Here is a 13,780-nt window from a genome sequence, read left to right as displayed (position 1 = left end):
AAAGAGACAGCAATCACGGTCGTGGCCGCATCCCCTTTAGTAACCCAGATACGAGACGAATTTTCGCGGCTCAGGTTACTCGCAAAAGCCCATTCGATATTGCCATTGCCTATCTCCTAATAAAATCGCCGTGGAAAACACGTCTAGAAAATGGGATGTTTTCGGTCTCGCCCTTAGCTTGGCTCAAGCCTCTTTCTGGATATACACTTAACCAGCCGAGAAGCTGCGACACACCGCCAGCGGTCGGCGACGCGTTGGTTATCGACATCGTAATGCTATCGAGCCGGTAGCCCGCGCCAAAGCTTGCGGAGAGGTCTGCGGGGCTCAAACGACGGACACTTGCGGGATTTTCGATGTTATCGAATGTGACAAGCACAGGATAAAGACTGCGCGGGAGTTCCCGGGTTTGTCCGCTGCTTGCGTTCACAATTCTTGCTGCATCGATAAGACGTCGGAGGGGCAGATTCATCACAGTTTCCACTCCTGCAAAAACCTGCAATCCGCGCGACTCCGCGTCAGATATCAGCGCAAAGAGATAACGTCCGCCGCCTAAATCCACCACTGTCGCCTCACCCACCGTGTTGTAAAACGTGCTGCGTGCGTTCGGCAAAATCGAGGGTGCAGTCCACCAGGAGACTCTGACCGTCGAACTCCCGCTCCGAAGTCCATTCGGGGTGGAGACGGTCACCGTCGTCGTCTGGCTCCAGGTAAAGCTCGGATAGAACAACCTGTATCCCGAATAAGTGAGCAATAGTGCGACCACTATAGTGACCAGCCACCGCGGTACCCCTGGGAATTTGCCAGCATCCTTCGACTGCAGGTGTTCTGGCTGAGGGATGTCAGAGGTCAAGCGGCGTCTCCTGTCATGGCGAAACGTGAATTCCGAGCAGTTAGAGAGTATATCTTCCATTGGTGGAGTGTCACTCCAACCGGGGCAGATCGCGGCAATGGAGCCCATCTTGGAAGCCCCAATGTCTCCTATTGGCGCAAAGCGGTAGTTCCTACACGGCTCATGGTACCACACGATTGCCATTTTTGCTTGCAGCCAGTCGCTCAAGAACTCTAGCCTCTCCAACCCTACCCAAACAACCGCTCATCCCGCGCCACAAAAAACGCCTCCACACTCTCAGGCGCCACATCCTCCAGCGTCGCAGGCGCCCATTTTGGGTTCCTGTCCTTGTCGATGATCGCAGCACGTATGCCTTCATAGAAGTCGGGGACTTTCACCACCTGCAGGGTGCCGGCGAATTCGCGTTCGAGGCAGGTTTCGAGGTCCCTGGAGCGGCGGGCCTCGCGCAGCATCCTGAGCGTCACCTTGAGGCTGGTCGGCGATTTCGCGCTGAGGGCGGTGAGCGTTCGGGTGGCGAGGTCGGACTGTTCTTTTTCGAGGGCGGCGATTATCTCTTCCACCGTGTCGAAGGCGAAGCAGCGGTCGATCATGGCGCGGCCTTCGGAAAAGATGCCGGTCGGTCCGTCTACCGTATAGTCGCGGATGATCGAGGCCATGGTTGCCCCGAGCGCGGGTGCGGGCAGGGCGGCGATCCGCTCCAGCAGCTCGGCCACGCGGTCCTGCGGCACATACCAGTCGGCAAAGCCGGCGGTGATGGCATCCGCGCCGTTTACCGCCTCGCCAGTCAGCCCCATCCAGGTGCCGAGTTCGCCGGATGCGCGGGAGAGAAGCCAGGTGGCGCCGATATCGGGGAAGAAGCCGATGCCGGTTTCGGGCATGGCGAGTTTCGTGGTTTCGGTGACGATGCGGTGGCTGCCATGGCTGGATACGCCGACGCCGCCGCCCATGGTGATGCCGTCCATCACGACGACATAAGGCTTCCTAAAACGGGCGATGCGGGCGTTCAGGCGGTATTCGGCCTTGAGGAATGCGGATGCCTTGCCGTCGCCGGCCTTGCCGCTTTCGTAAAACATCCTGATGTCGCCGCCGGCGCAAAGCCCACGTTCGCCTTCGCCTGTGACGAGGGCGGCTGCCACTTGGCGGTCGGTCTCGAAGGCATCGAGCGCCTTGCCGAAGGCGAGGACCATGTCGTGGGAGAGGCTGTTCAGCACACGCGGCCGGTTGAGGGCGATCAGCCCGAGCGCGCCTTGTCTTCCCGTCAGGATTTCCTCGCCCTGATAGTCCGCCTCCAGATACCGCATGCCGTCCTCCCTTGTCTTTTGAGAGAGTTAGATATGCGTCGCGGGGAAAGGGCAAGGGCGTTGCATGGGAAACGCACCCCCCTCTGCCCTGCCGGGCATCTCCCCCACAAGGGGGGAGACTGGCTGAACGGCCGGCCCTCACGTTCCTTAGGAGCCGCAATGGGATCGGAAAACGCGGCGCTCCGCTCTCCCCCTTGTGGGGGAGATGTCACGCAGTGACAGAGGGGGGTATCCCCACACGACAGCCTTGAACTGCCTGAGCTGGATCAGCCGACGAGATTGCGCGGGGTTCCCGCGAGAAACAGCTCGATGTTCTCGATCAACTGGTCGGCCAGCGCCTGGATTGCCTCGCGGCTTGCCCAGGCGACATGCGGGGTGAGGATGACGTTTTCGCGTGACGCGATCCGCATCATCGGGCTGTCTGCTGCGGGCGGCTCACCATCGGTGACGTCGAAGCCGGCGCCAGCGATCTGGCCGGCATCGAGGGCTTTTTCGAGGGCCAATTCATCGACGAGGCCGCCGCGGCCGGTGTTGATCAGCAGCGGCTTGCGTTCCATCAGGCCGAATTCGCGCGCACCGATCACGCCGCGCGTTTCCGGCGTCAGCGGGCAATGCAGGGTGATCACGTCAGAGCGCTTCAGGACCTCGTCGAAGGCCGTCTGGCCGGGCTTGAGGTCTGTTGCGCCGCGACGACCGGCGGCCAGCACCGTCATGCCAAAGGCCTCGGCGATCTTTCCGACGGACTGGCCCAGAGTACCATGGCCGATAATGCCGAGCGTCGAGCCGCCGAGATCCGCGATAGGGTAATCGAAATAGCAGAATTGCGCCGCCTGCTGCCAGCGGCCCTCGATGACCGACTGGCGATAGGGCAGGATCGAGCGGCGCAGCGCCAGCATCTGCGCGAAGGTGTGTTCGGGCACCGTGTGCTTGGCGTAGTTCCTGATATTGCAGACGGCGATACCGCGCGCCTTGGCTTCCGCGAGATCGACGATGTCGGTGCCGGTGGCCGAGACGGCGATCAGCTTGAGTTTGGTGGCGCCGGCCAGGGCCTCGGCGCGGACGGGGGCCTTGTTGGTGATCACCACATCGGCATCGCGGATGCGCTCAGCAACCTCATGCGCGGCAGTGCGGGCATGGACCACCATCTCATGCGGCACGGAGGGCGCGCGGACCACGGTTTGCGGCGACAGCGTGTCGCGGTCGAGAAAGACGATGCGGATCATGGCGGACCTCCCTGCGTTGCAATTGACCTAGCCGAGCGGCTTTCGGCCAGCAAGGCAGGTCAATGGTAATCCGGTACGCCCGGCATGGTGATGAAGCCCGGAAGCGCCCGGAAACGGCGCAGCCAGCGGCGAAGGGCAGGGTATTCGTCATGGTCTATGCCGCAGTCACGCGAAAGCGCGAAGCTCGGCAGGAGTGCCAGATCGGCCAGCGTAGGGCTGTCGCCGACGAACCAGTCAAAACCTTCGATCTGCCGCAGCGTCATATGGTCGTTCATGATGCGGAAGGCTTTGCGGGCAGCCTGGAGATCGCTGTCGCTGGCGCCCTCGGGGGTAAAGAGCGCCGCCTCGCGGGCGTCGACGGCGGGTTTCAGCTCGCGGGTGGAGAAGCCCAGCCATTGCTGGACGCGTCCGAAATCTGCGGCATCGGCGGGCAGCCAGGGGCTGTCAGGCGCATGGGCGCGGACGAGATAAACGAGGATCGCGGCGGTGCCGAAGAGCCTGACGTCGCCGTCTTCGAGGATCGGCAGCGTACCGGTCGGGTTGAGCGCCAGCATATGCGGCTTTTCCTGCTCGCGGCCGGGCGCCTTGTCGACGGCGACGGTTTCGAAGGAGAGGCCGAGCATGGAGAGGAGAAGGCGGACGCGAAAACCGTTTTCGTCGAGGTGGTAATCGTAAAGCCTGATCATCACGCGGCCTCCATCGAGCGGGCTTCGATGCGGTTGCGGAGATCCGTGGCCCAGAGCGCGAGGCTGCGGCGGGTGGCCATCGAGATGTCGCCGGTGACGGTCATGTGGAGTGCGCTGCGCTCGGCATTTCGGGCCTGAGCGGCGATCAGCACGGTCGTGCCGTTTCCTTGCAGGCTCACTGTTGTGGCAGTGGTTGCGCCCAGGCTGTAACCTTCCGGCAGCGCTGTCGTGACCGCCGCAAGCGCCGCTTCCGCTGGCATGTCGAGAAACAGGCTGCGAACGGGTTCAGCCGTCTCGGGAAGTGCCGAGAGGTCCGCTGTATTTGCCCCTTCCGGTCCCATCCAGACGATGCCGGCGTGTTCGGTTGCGGCGAAGGTCGGGACCTTGATGGTCTTCGGTACATCGAGATCCGGATGGGCCGGAATGTAGCGACATTGGCCGCCCGTGTCGTAGCGCCAGCCGTGATAGAGGCAGGCGATGTGGTCGCCGCGCACGAAGCCGAAGCTCATGCGCATGCCGCGATGCGGACAGCGGTCCTCCCAGACATGGATTGCGCCCTTGTCGTCACGCCAGACGACGCGCTCCTCGCCGTTGACGAGCGTTCCGGCAGAGGTTCCGGCTTCGATGTCGGCGGAAAGAGCAACGGGGATCCAGGGAGAGGCTGATGTCATGATGCGGCCTTTGCGGGCAGGTCTTCGTCGGTTTGAAATCTCGTCACGTCGAGCACGATGCTGTCATAGGGGCCGAGGCTCACCGCCATTTCGAAGGCATCGATCAGCGCTTCCGGGCCCGACAGCGTCAGGCGACAGCGGTCCCTGTCACAGGAGGCAATGTTCAGGCCGAGTGACAGGCGGGTCGCGCGATGTTCGGCAAACGCGACAAAACCCTGCGGCTCCAACCTTCCGGAAAAGGTGAAGCCGACGGTCATCTGGTCGGCCTTTGCCGTCATCGGATGGGGATCAGTGTTGCCTTGCAATTGTGCGCGCTCTAATTTTTGGGCAATCTACCGGCGGGCGCGATTGGGTTTCAAGCGGTTTCTCCCGTGCTCCAGAGGAAAGACAGACTATGCAGAACGGTATCGACAAGGCGTCGCTCGATCAGTGGTATGTGCTCGATACCGAGGCGGTGATCCCCGTGGGCCGATCGCAGAACCGCTTGCTCGGGACGGATCTCACCGTCGTCAAACAGGCGGATGGGGCGATCGAAGTCTTTGCCGAGGGGCGGGCCGTGCCGCTGCCGCTGCGCCATCGCTTCGGCTTTCTCTGGGCGACGCTGGGTGAGCCCCAGCGCGAGATTTTTCCGCTGCCGGAAGCAGACGAGCCTGACCGACGCTACGTGCCCTGCGGTGTCGTGACCGTGAAGGCATCCGGCCTTCGCATCGTCGAGAACTTTCTCGACATGGCGCATTTCCCCTTTGTGCATACCGATGTTCTCGGTGCGGAGCCGCATACGGAAGTGCAGAGCTACAATGTCGAGATCCGGCGCGAAGAGGACGAGGTCTGGGCGACGAACTGCACCTTCTTCCAGCCACAGGCCGCGCTGTCTGCGACTGATGGCATCACCACGCAATATATGTACCGGGTGATGACGCCGTTCACGACGATCCTCTACAAGACCTGTCCGAATGCGGCCAATCGCTGGGATGTCATCGGCCTCTTCGTCCAGCCGCTCGATCCCGGCCGCTGCCGGGCGCATCCGATCATGTATCTGATCGACGATGTCTCGACGACGACGGAACTCATTCATTTCCAGCAGATGATCTTCCTGCAGGACCGGATCATTCTGGAAAACCAGCGGCCTGTGCTTCTGCCGCTTGAGCCGCGCAAGGAGATCCCGACCCGCGCGGATGCCTCGTCGATCGCCTATCGCCGCTGGCTGAAGGAAAAGGGCGTGACTTACGGGGCGACGACAGTGGCCGCCTGACTTCAGGCAACAAAAAACCCGGAAGCGGGGGGCTTCCGGGTTTCTGGCATCTAAAAACCTGACGGTCTTAGTTGCGGGTCATCCAGTCGTCGATCTCGCGATCGGCTTCTTCCTGGGTCTTGCCATAGGCTGCCTGGATCTTGCCCGACAGTTCCTTGCGCTTGCCGGCGATGACGTCGAGATCGTCACCCGTCAGCTTGCCCCACTGGGTCTGGGCCTTGCCCTTGAACTGCTCCCAATTGCCTTCGATCTGATTCCAATTCATCGGTGTTCTCCCGTGTCTGGTGAATGGTCGAGGCGTCGTGTCCTCGGCCCAGAGAACGTGGACCAGCATTTGAAGTTCCATCGTCTTCATCATCTTCTTGTTCCGGCTTGGTTGGACTCTCATGCGCTTCGGTCAAGAAATCGGCCGACGATGGAACACTCTCGATCGTCTGACGTTTTGACTGCGAACCCGATCATCAATCACCCAAGGGAGAGCAATCATGGCTCAGGTACCGAGCGCTTCGAACAACAAGATCAAGGGCGCAGCAGACAATGTCGCCGATCGCATCGATGCTGCCGCGTCCGCCAGCTCCAGCGCCAATTCGCCGGCGACCGGCAGTGATATTCAGGCCGAGCTTGAAACGCTCCGCAGCGACATCGCTGCCCTGACCCAGACCGTTGCCTCCTTCGGCAGCAGCAAGATCCGCCAGGCCGGCGAGACGTCCCAGCAGTATATGGACAGTGCCCGGGAAACCCTTGCCAATGCCGAGGAAGATCTCGAAGCCTATGTGCGCGCCAAGCCGTTGCAGTCGCTCGCTATGGCTGCTGGTGTGGGCTATGTTCTCGCTCTCCTCAGCCGGCGCTGATCATGCTGCCATTGTTTCAGCAAATCGGCATCCTCGCCTTTGGTAAGGTGAAGCCGACCGCTCGCCGCTTCACCCGCCTTCTGGTCGGTGGGGCGGTGGCTGCCGTTTTCGGTCTCACGGCCTATGTGGGCTTGCTCATTGCACTCGGGCTCTATCTCGCGGAGATGCTCGGCGGCCCGCTGGCTGCGCTGATTGTCGCAGCTGTCGCAGGTGTTTGTGCGCTCATCGTCGTGGCGGTGGTTCAATCGATGAATCGTCGCACCGAACTGAGGGCGGAAGCGCGCCAGAGAGCGGCCAAGGCGAGGCTTCCCGATCCCGTGACATTGCAGTTGCTGGCGGGGGTTCCGGCGCTCTTGAAAGGGCGTTCGCTGATCGGAGTGGCGACTGTGGCGGCGCTTGTCTATGGCGTTACCCGTCTGCAGAACTCAGATCGTGATTATCGCGACTAAGTGGGCGACTGGAGAAGGATCACGTCGAGAGAGCTTGATCCTTCCATTCGCGGTCATTTCTTTGCGTTGGTTTCTGCTTCCTGCAGGCGTTCCAGCAAATCCAGAAGATGGGCGGGCGTGCCTTCGTTGATAATGCCGTCGTAGTAACCGCGGAGCTTCGAGGCGATAAGGGCATTGGCGTTCTGGCGTTGTGTGTCGGAGCGTGTCTTTGATTTTTCCGGTTTGTCCGGAGGGGTGCCAGCCATGTTGTTCACGTTCCATTGTTTTCCCGGCCATTATCCCGGGACGAGATTGTGCGGGTGAGCATTAGCCTGATAAGTTCGATCATGCAAAAAAGTTCCGGACGACGGAACTCTTTTTTGAGCCGCGCGTTTTAGGCCGAGTCCGCACCTTAATATTCTTCGATTGGAGAACTGCATGTCCCTTACTGCCCGCGTCGCCGTCCATCTTCCCTACCTTCGGCGATATGCACGCGCCGTCACCGGTTCGCAGACCTCGGGTGACGCCTATGTAGCCGCAGTCCTCGAGGCATTGATTGCCGATATTTCGATTTTTCCCGATACCGGCAACGACCGGGTCGCGCTCTACCGGCTGTTTGTCACCATTTATGACTCGACCAAGGTGGAGCTGCCACAGATCGTTTCGCCCTTCGCCTGGGAAAAGCGTGCGGCAGCCAATCTCGCAGCAGTTCCCACACGCGCCCGCCATGCCTTCCTGCTGATCACGGTTGAAGGGTTCTCCACATCGGAAGCAGCCAGTGTTCTGGGGGTTTCGGAGGCCGAGTTCAACGGGTTGTTCAACGAGGCATCGATGGAAATTTCCCGCCAGGTTGCAACCGATATCATGATCATCGAAGACGAGCCGCTGATTGCGCTGGACATCGAGCAGATGGTCGAGGACCTCGGCCACCGGGTGACCGGCATCGCCCGCACCCATGCGGAAGCCGTCGACCTCTACAAGCGCACCAATCCCAAGATGGTGCTGGCTGACATCCAGCTCGCCGACGGCAGCTCGGGCATCGATGCCGTCAATGACATTCTCAAGGTCGATACCGTTCCGGTCATCTTCATCACGGCATTTCCTGAGCGGCTGCTGACCGGCGAACGCCCTGAACCGGCCTTCCTGGTCACCAAGCCGTTCAATCCGGACATGGTCAAGGCGCTGATCAGCCAAGCCCTCTTTTTCAACGAACGGGTATCCGAACAGGCATAAAACGCGCGATTATTATGGAATTCGGCGAAACCGCAGGCTCTTAAGCTGCGGTGGGTCGAGGTGCCGACAAACGGCGGAGCATCACACTTGGTACATCGGTTGACATGGTTTGAACCTCAGCGCGGCGAGGATCAGCTGCGTGAGTTCTTCATTACCGCACTGATCGACATGGGTGCCAGTCTGATTCTGCAGGACAGGGATGGGACATATGTCTGTATTACTACCCTGCCATCCCGGTGGAAGCTTACGCCCGGGGTCGTCCCGACCGACGAGTCCATCTTCGGAAAAGAGGTTGGCGAACGTCTGGTCGAGATGAAAGCGGGTCTCCTCAAGGCCGGGGACCGCGCGGAGCTGGAAATCGAAGCCGGCGACGACACCTTCTTCGAGTTCCGGTGCCGCATGGTGGAGATGGACGATCACGATCTTCATCTGATCACGGTGCTGATCGACAGAACGGAAGATCGGCGCCGCGAGCGGCTGCTCAGGGCGCTTCTGCGCGAGGTGAGCCATCGTTCGAAAAATCTATTGGCGATCATCCAGAGCATCGCCTCCCAGACGGCGCGTTATGCCGGGACGCTCGACATGTTCCTCGGGAAGTTCCGTGGCCGGCTGCATGCCCTGTCCCAGTCGCAGGACCTGATCACGGACTCCAGCTGGCGTGGCGCCTATTTCCGCGATCTGTTGAAGCAGCAGGTTGAGCGCTACATCCAGGAGAATGCGGATCTGGTTCACGTCTCTGGCGACGATGTGCTTCTGACGCCGAATGCTTCGCTGCATATTGGCCTTGCCCTTCATGAGCTGGCGGTCAATGCCGTCAGTCATGGGGATTTCCTGCAACGCCGCAAACCCATCTCGGTGAGCTGCCGAAGGCAGGAATTGCCCGACGGTCCGGTCGTCACGATCCTCTGGGAAGAGCCCTTCTCCGGACCCGATGACAGCAAGGATGCAAAGGCGAGCCGGTTCGGCAGCACGGTGCTGGAACGGGTCGTCCCTGCTTCGGTCAACGGCCAGGCCAAGCACGACCTGAAAAATGGGCTGGTGCGGTACGAACTGACATTCCCGCTCGAGACGTTCGACTGACCCAAATCCGCCCTGCGGCTCCTTCTCCTCCGGCTGTGAGACACGTCATGCGCCTGTTTACCTGCAGCAATTGTAGCAACGTCGTGCATTTTGAAAACACGGGCTGTGTCACCTGCGGTGCGCGGCTCGCTTTTCGTCCCTCGGTGCTGGAGATGATTGCGCTCGATGCTGAAGGTACGCCGATCCTCTCCCCTGGCCAGTCCGCGATCGGCGCGGTGGCGTCGTGTTCAAATGCGGACCTCGGCGGCTGCAACTGGCTTGTCGACGACGGCGATCCGTCCGGCTTTTGTGTCGCCTGTCGCCACAACGTCACCATTCCGGACCTCACCGTGGCCGAAAATCTGGCGAACTGGCAGAAAATCGAACTTGCCAAACGCGGCCTGTTCTATTCGCTGCTGCGCTTCCGGTTGCCGCTGCAGACACGAAGCGAGGACCCGGAAAAAGGACTGGGCTTCGCATTCCTCGCCGATGATCCGGAAGCGGAAGGTGAGGAGGGGCATGTGCTCACCGGGCACGCCGAGGGCCTCATCACGCTCAACATCGCGGAGGCCTCCGATCCAGAGCGGGAAGCGCGGCGGGTGGCCCTTGGCGAGCCGTTCCGCACCCTGCTCGGTCATTTCCGCCATGAGGTCGCCCATTACTACTGGAACGTTCTGGTCCGCGATCGTGACGCCTTCGATGCGTTTCGCGCCGTTTTTGGTGATGAGCGTCAGGATTATGGCGAGGCTTTGGAGCGACACTATGCCGAGGGGCCTCCGGCTGGCTGGGAGCTGAACCATATCTCCGCCTATGCTGCGAGCCACCCCTGGGAGGATTTCGCCGAAACCTTTGCGCATTATTTCCATATCGTCGATGCGCTCGATACGGCGGACGCTTTCGGCCTGCGCACCAATCCCGACGTGGAAACGGATGCCGTCGGCATCGAGCTGCGGCGGACATTTGACAGCTACGCCACCGGCACCGTCACATCTCTCATCCGGGCGTGGGTTCCGCTGACCTTGGCGATCAACAGTATCAACCGCAGCATGGGGCAGCCCGATCTTTATCCATTCGTGCTCTCGCAACCTGTGTTCGAGAAACTCGACTATATAAACCAGCTGATCCGGTCGTCTTCGACCAGTCAAGCCGTCTAAATCCAGCATTTCTGGAACATCTGGCTGTTTCTCCGCGTTAACGATTGAGTAACGTGGAGACCGGTCATGAACACTATGGCAGCCCTAATGGTCATCGTAGCTTGCCACCCGCAGGATGCGACTTGTCTTGAGGAGCCGGTTGCAGTGATTTCCTATCAGAGCGACGACGCATGTTTCGCCTCGCTCAGCAAGGAGCTGGCGCGGGCAAAGACCATGGCACAACTCGTCTATGGGGACTGTGTGCCGGTCGACGCGGATCTCGTTGCCGGCAAAACCATCCGTCAGGAAATCGATCCGGTGAAACTTGCCGCTCTCAAGGCGGCACCTGCAGTGGCCGGCGCTGTCGAAGCGCAGGCCCTCACGCCGCCTCTTCCAAACCGCGTGCCTATTCCCATCGAACGGTTTCAGGATATCCGATGACCTCGCCTGACCCTGAATCCGGTGCCAAGGCCGAGGAAAGCGTGGTCCAATACATCGACGCCCAGACAAGGCGTCTGGCGCAGAATGCGGGGTTGGACACGGACCTGGAATCCCAAGTGCCTCCGGGTTACGGTCGCTTCACGCAGCAGATCATCGTTGTGCTGCTAGTTGCTGCCATCGTCGCGCTGCTCTTCATCCTATTTTAATCGCGTCGCCCGCTGAACTTGTCTGCTTTTCGTCATCAGTCGAAAAAAAGGGAGGCCGCGCCTTGGCGACGGCCTCCCTTTTTGGGGCGGTTTGGACGTCAGGCCTGACGGAACAGGCGCATGGCGAGGGAAACCAGGAAGAGAATGATGAAGATGGCGAAAAGGATCTTGGCGATACCGGCAGATGCACCGGCAATGCCGCCGAAGCCGAGAACACCAGCGATCAAGGCGACGACGAGAAAAACGAGAGCGTAATAGAGCATTTGGGGTCCTCCTGTTGCGACGTCGGAAAAACGTGCCCCGCCGTTCTTTGTTCCCTCTTGCTCACACAGGCTCACAATCCATATGCTTGCGATGAAAATTTCGTTTTGCCGGGAACTTTGTGGTGGATCGGGCGTTAGTTGCCGACAATCGCTCAAACCCGTTGGACCACATGACAGAAAACTCTAAGAAAGTGACAGTGCCGGAAGGTCTGCCCGGAATGGCGGCATTCCATCCCGGCGTGTCGGCTCAGTTGCGCGAATTTTACCAGTCGGTCCAGGAAGAAGGCATTCCGCAGCGTTTCCTGGAGCTCCTGGAACGGCTCGATATGGCCGAGCGCCGTGCGGAAGAAAGCATTCAGAACAGGGAAGCTGCTCGATGACTGTTGACGCAAAGTCGAGCGACCATTCGTTCAAGCGCGATCTTCTGGCTGCATTGCCCAATCTGCGCGCTTTTGCCGTCTCTCTGACCGGGCGTCATCATGTGGCGGACGATCTCGTGCAGGACACGATCATGAAGGCGTGGGCGAAGCAGGATCACTTCGAGCCCGGTACCAACATGAAGGCCTGGCTGTTCACCATCCTGCGCAACGAGTTCTATTCGCAGATGCGTAAACGCGGTCGCGAAGTTTCCGATACGGATGGCATTTTCACCTCCCAGCTATCGACTCATCCGCAGCAATACGGATCGCTCGACCTGCAGGATTTCAAGCGGGCGCTCGACCAGTTGCCGAGCGACCAGCGTGAAGCGATCATCCTGGTTGGCGCATCGGGTTTCGCCTACGAGGAGGCCGCCGAGATCTGCGGCTGTGCCGTTGGCACGATCAAGAGCCGCATCAATCGTGCGCGCAACAAGCTGCAGGAGATCCTCGGCGTTAGCGGAGAAGGTGATTACGGGCCGGACGCCAACAGTTCAGCGGTCATCAAGAAGGCTTTTGCTGTCTGATTTCCGGCGACTGGCTGCTTCCATAACGGCGGCAGCCAGTGGCTCCGGCAGAGGTGGCTTTGTCACCACGGCATGGAGGGAGACAATGCTCTGGTTTTGCTCGTGGTCACCATATGACGAGAGAAAAACCGGCTCGGCACCCGCAGCCAAGATCGCATTCACTCTCGATACGTTCAGCGCTTCGTTTCCGGCGACATCGAGGACAACCACGTCGAATTCGCCTGTGGCGAGTTGCTCTTCCATGCGGGCAAGCGGCGCGATGGCGGCCGTACAGGCTATGGTTTCCGATAGCATCCGTTCCACCTCCATCGCGATCAGGTACTGGTTATCCGCAATCAGCACGCGGAGGGGAGATGGGGGCATGTTCACTCCTTCATTCGGGACCGCTTTATGGTCTTCGAGGGGTGGAACGTCATTTAAAAAAGACATATCGGCCTTGAAGTTCCATAAGGGAACAGTGTGGCCACACTGCGAGGTCGTGTATGGTTTCTGAACCGCGTCAAAACCCCGTTCGCGTCAGCTGTTTTGAATGCCCTTTGCGCCGGATGAAGCAGTTTCGCCCCTTCAGCGAAGAGGAACTCGAATTCGTCTCGCAGTTCAAACGGGGCGAGTTGCAGGCCGATCCCGGGACGACGGTCTTGGTGGAAGGCGCGCGAAGCGCGCACCTCTATACAGTGCTGTCGGGCTGGGGGTTCCGCTACAAGATCCTTGAAGACGGACGCCGGCAGATCCTCAACTATGTCGTTCCGGGAGATATGGTGGGCCTTCAGGGTGCCGTGATGGCCGAAATGCAGCACTCCGTGGAGGCAATGACGGCCATGACACTCTGCGTCTTCGAACGTAGCCGGCTGTTCTCCCTTTTCGAACGTCATGCCGGTCTCGGTTTCGACCTCACCTGGCTCGCCGCGCGCGAGGAGGTCATTCTCGATGAGCACCTGCTCAGCATCGGCCGGCGTTCGGCGCTGGAGCGGGCATCTTATCTGCTCGCCTTCTTGTACGATCGTGGGGTATTGGCCGGGCTGCTGGACGAAAACCGGCGCCACATCCCCGTCACGCAGATGCATTTCGCCGATACGCTCGGTCTTTCCATCGTGCATACCAACAAAACGCTGAAAAAGCTCTCCGACCGCGAGCTGATCCGGTGGCGCGACCGGGGCTGTGAAATTCTGGATCCTGAGGGGCTGCGGGCGATCGCCGGTTGGGTGCCGGGCGATTTGCGGATACGCCCCTTCATTTGAGA

General features: G+C 60.3%; 21 protein-coding genes. 11 read left to right on the top strand and 10 right to left on the bottom strand.

Going from position 1 to position 13,780, the window contains the following annotated elements:
• Positions 1-109 precede the first annotated feature (109 nt).
• The 6 genes from ACT53S_RS12830 to ACT53S_RS12805 form a co-directional block, all read right to left on the bottom strand.
• Positions 110-850 (bottom strand): hypothetical protein, encoded by a 741-nt coding sequence (locus tag ACT53S_RS12830; protein WP_476067263.1) that lies wholly within the window; start codon positions 848-850, stop codon positions 110-112.
• Between the two features lie 227 nt (positions 851-1,077).
• Positions 1,078-2,151, bottom strand: coding sequence for an enoyl-CoA hydratase/isomerase family protein (locus ACT53S_RS12825; protein WP_476067262.1), 1,074 nt, complete (start codon positions 2,149-2,151; stop codon positions 1,078-1,080).
• Between the two features lie 266 nt (positions 2,152-2,417).
• The gene (locus ACT53S_RS12820; protein ID WP_476067261.1) at positions 2,418-3,374 is read right to left on the bottom strand and encodes a D-2-hydroxyacid dehydrogenase; all 957 of its coding nucleotides are present in this window, start codon (positions 3,372-3,374) and stop codon (positions 2,418-2,420) included.
• A gap of 59 nt (positions 3,375-3,433) precedes the next feature.
• The gene (locus ACT53S_RS12815) at positions 3,434-4,060 is read right to left on the bottom strand and encodes a glutathione S-transferase family protein (protein ID WP_476067260.1); all 627 of its coding nucleotides are present in this window, start codon (positions 4,058-4,060) and stop codon (positions 3,434-3,436) included.
• Positions 4,060-4,731, bottom strand: coding sequence for a Rieske 2Fe-2S domain-containing protein (locus tag ACT53S_RS12810; RefSeq protein WP_476067259.1), 672 nt, complete (start codon positions 4,729-4,731; stop codon positions 4,060-4,062). The genes ACT53S_RS12815 and ACT53S_RS12810 overlap by 1 nt, the downstream gene beginning before the upstream one ends.
• Positions 4,728-5,009 (bottom strand): hypothetical protein, encoded by a 282-nt coding sequence (locus ACT53S_RS12805; RefSeq protein WP_476067258.1) that lies wholly within the window; start codon positions 5,007-5,009, stop codon positions 4,728-4,730. Before ACT53S_RS12805 ends, ACT53S_RS12810 begins: the two co-directional genes overlap by 4 nt.
• 116 nt (positions 5,010-5,125) lie before the next feature.
• Here ACT53S_RS12805 and ACT53S_RS12800 point away from each other — a divergent pair, with 116 nt between their 5' ends.
• A complete protein-coding gene (locus ACT53S_RS12800; protein ID WP_476067257.1) occupies positions 5,126-5,983 on the top strand; it encodes an aromatic ring-hydroxylating dioxygenase subunit alpha in 858 nt (285 codons plus the stop codon).
• A 67-nt stretch (positions 5,984-6,050) separates the two neighbouring features.
• Here ACT53S_RS12800 and ACT53S_RS12795 read toward each other — a convergent pair whose 3' ends face one another.
• Entirely contained in the window at positions 6,051-6,248 is a 198-nt protein-coding gene (locus ACT53S_RS12795) for a CsbD family protein (protein ID WP_113375905.1), read from the bottom strand.
• A gap of 220 nt (positions 6,249-6,468) precedes the next feature.
• Between ACT53S_RS12795 and ACT53S_RS12790 the strand changes: the two genes are divergently transcribed.
• Positions 6,469-6,834: a DUF883 family protein gene (locus ACT53S_RS12790; protein ID WP_113375906.1), complete on the top strand. Its 366-nt coding sequence runs from the start codon at positions 6,469-6,471 to the stop codon at positions 6,832-6,834.
• Between the two features lie 2 nt (positions 6,835-6,836).
• The gene (locus ACT53S_RS12785; protein WP_142071949.1) at positions 6,837-7,283 is read left to right on the top strand and encodes a hypothetical protein; all 447 of its coding nucleotides are present in this window, start codon (positions 6,837-6,839) and stop codon (positions 7,281-7,283) included.
• Between the two features lie 53 nt (positions 7,284-7,336).
• Here ACT53S_RS12785 and ACT53S_RS12780 read toward each other — a convergent pair whose 3' ends face one another.
• Positions 7,337-7,528 (bottom strand): NepR family anti-sigma factor, encoded by a 192-nt coding sequence (locus tag ACT53S_RS12780; protein WP_142072200.1) that lies wholly within the window; start codon positions 7,526-7,528, stop codon positions 7,337-7,339.
• Between the two features lie 172 nt (positions 7,529-7,700).
• Between ACT53S_RS12780 and ACT53S_RS12775 the strand changes: the two genes are divergently transcribed.
• The 5 genes from ACT53S_RS12775 to ACT53S_RS12755 all read left to right on the top strand — a co-directional run bounded on the left by ACT53S_RS12775 (position 7,701) and on the right by ACT53S_RS12755 (position 11,334).
• Positions 7,701-8,495, top strand: coding sequence for a response regulator (locus ACT53S_RS12775; RefSeq protein ID WP_113375909.1), 795 nt, complete (start codon positions 7,701-7,703; stop codon positions 8,493-8,495).
• Positions 8,496-8,594: 99 nt separating this feature from the next.
• Entirely contained in the window at positions 8,595-9,575 is a 981-nt protein-coding gene (locus ACT53S_RS12770; protein WP_476067256.1) for a sensor histidine kinase, read from the top strand.
• A 47-nt stretch (positions 9,576-9,622) separates the two neighbouring features.
• Positions 9,623-10,708 carry a putative zinc-binding metallopeptidase gene (locus tag ACT53S_RS12765; RefSeq protein ID WP_142071947.1) on the top strand — a complete coding sequence of 362 codons (1,086 nt, stop codon included), beginning with the start codon at positions 9,623-9,625 and terminating at the stop codon, positions 10,706-10,708.
• A 66-nt stretch (positions 10,709-10,774) separates the two neighbouring features.
• Entirely contained in the window at positions 10,775-11,128 is a 354-nt protein-coding gene (locus tag ACT53S_RS12760) for a hypothetical protein (RefSeq protein ID WP_476067255.1), read from the top strand.
• Positions 11,125-11,334, top strand: a complete 210-nt coding sequence (locus ACT53S_RS12755) for a hypothetical protein (RefSeq protein ID WP_476067254.1) — start codon at positions 11,125-11,127, stop codon at positions 11,332-11,334. The genes ACT53S_RS12760 and ACT53S_RS12755 overlap by 4 nt, the downstream gene beginning before the upstream one ends.
• 98 nt (positions 11,335-11,432) lie before the next feature.
• On the opposite strand, the gene ACT53S_RS12750 is transcribed toward ACT53S_RS12755, so the two are convergent.
• On the bottom strand, positions 11,433-11,597 hold the full coding sequence (locus ACT53S_RS12750; protein ID WP_082511077.1) for a DUF1328 domain-containing protein: 165 nt from the start codon (positions 11,595-11,597) through the stop codon (positions 11,433-11,435).
• 170 nt (positions 11,598-11,767) lie between these two features.
• Here ACT53S_RS12750 and ACT53S_RS12745 point away from each other — a divergent pair, with 170 nt between their 5' ends.
• Together ACT53S_RS12745 and ACT53S_RS12740 are read left to right on the top strand one after the other, a co-directional pair.
• Positions 11,768-11,977, top strand: a complete 210-nt coding sequence (locus tag ACT53S_RS12745; protein WP_113375942.1) for a NepR family anti-sigma factor — start codon at positions 11,768-11,770, stop codon at positions 11,975-11,977.
• Positions 11,974-12,540 (top strand): RNA polymerase sigma factor, encoded by a 567-nt coding sequence (locus ACT53S_RS12740; RefSeq protein ID WP_476067253.1) that lies wholly within the window; start codon positions 11,974-11,976, stop codon positions 12,538-12,540. Before ACT53S_RS12745 ends, ACT53S_RS12740 begins: the two co-directional genes overlap by 4 nt.
• Here ACT53S_RS12740 and ACT53S_RS12735 read toward each other — a convergent pair.
• Positions 12,508-12,909: a hypothetical protein gene (locus ACT53S_RS12735; protein WP_476067252.1), complete on the bottom strand. Its 402-nt coding sequence runs from the start codon at positions 12,907-12,909 to the stop codon at positions 12,508-12,510. The genes ACT53S_RS12740 and ACT53S_RS12735 overlap by 33 nt on opposite strands.
• A gap of 113 nt (positions 12,910-13,022) precedes the next feature.
• Here ACT53S_RS12735 and ACT53S_RS12730 point away from each other — a divergent pair, with 113 nt between their 5' ends.
• Positions 13,023-13,778: a Crp/Fnr family transcriptional regulator gene (locus ACT53S_RS12730; RefSeq protein ID WP_113375916.1), complete on the top strand. Its 756-nt coding sequence runs from the start codon at positions 13,023-13,025 to the stop codon at positions 13,776-13,778.
• The last annotated feature ends 2 nt before the right edge of the window (positions 13,779-13,780 follow it).

It is taken from the genome of Allorhizobium sp. DMC15, assembly GCF_056314065.1.
The sequence above is the reverse complement of the archived record's forward strand: the minus strand, read 5'-3'. Positions and strand labels throughout refer to the sequence as shown.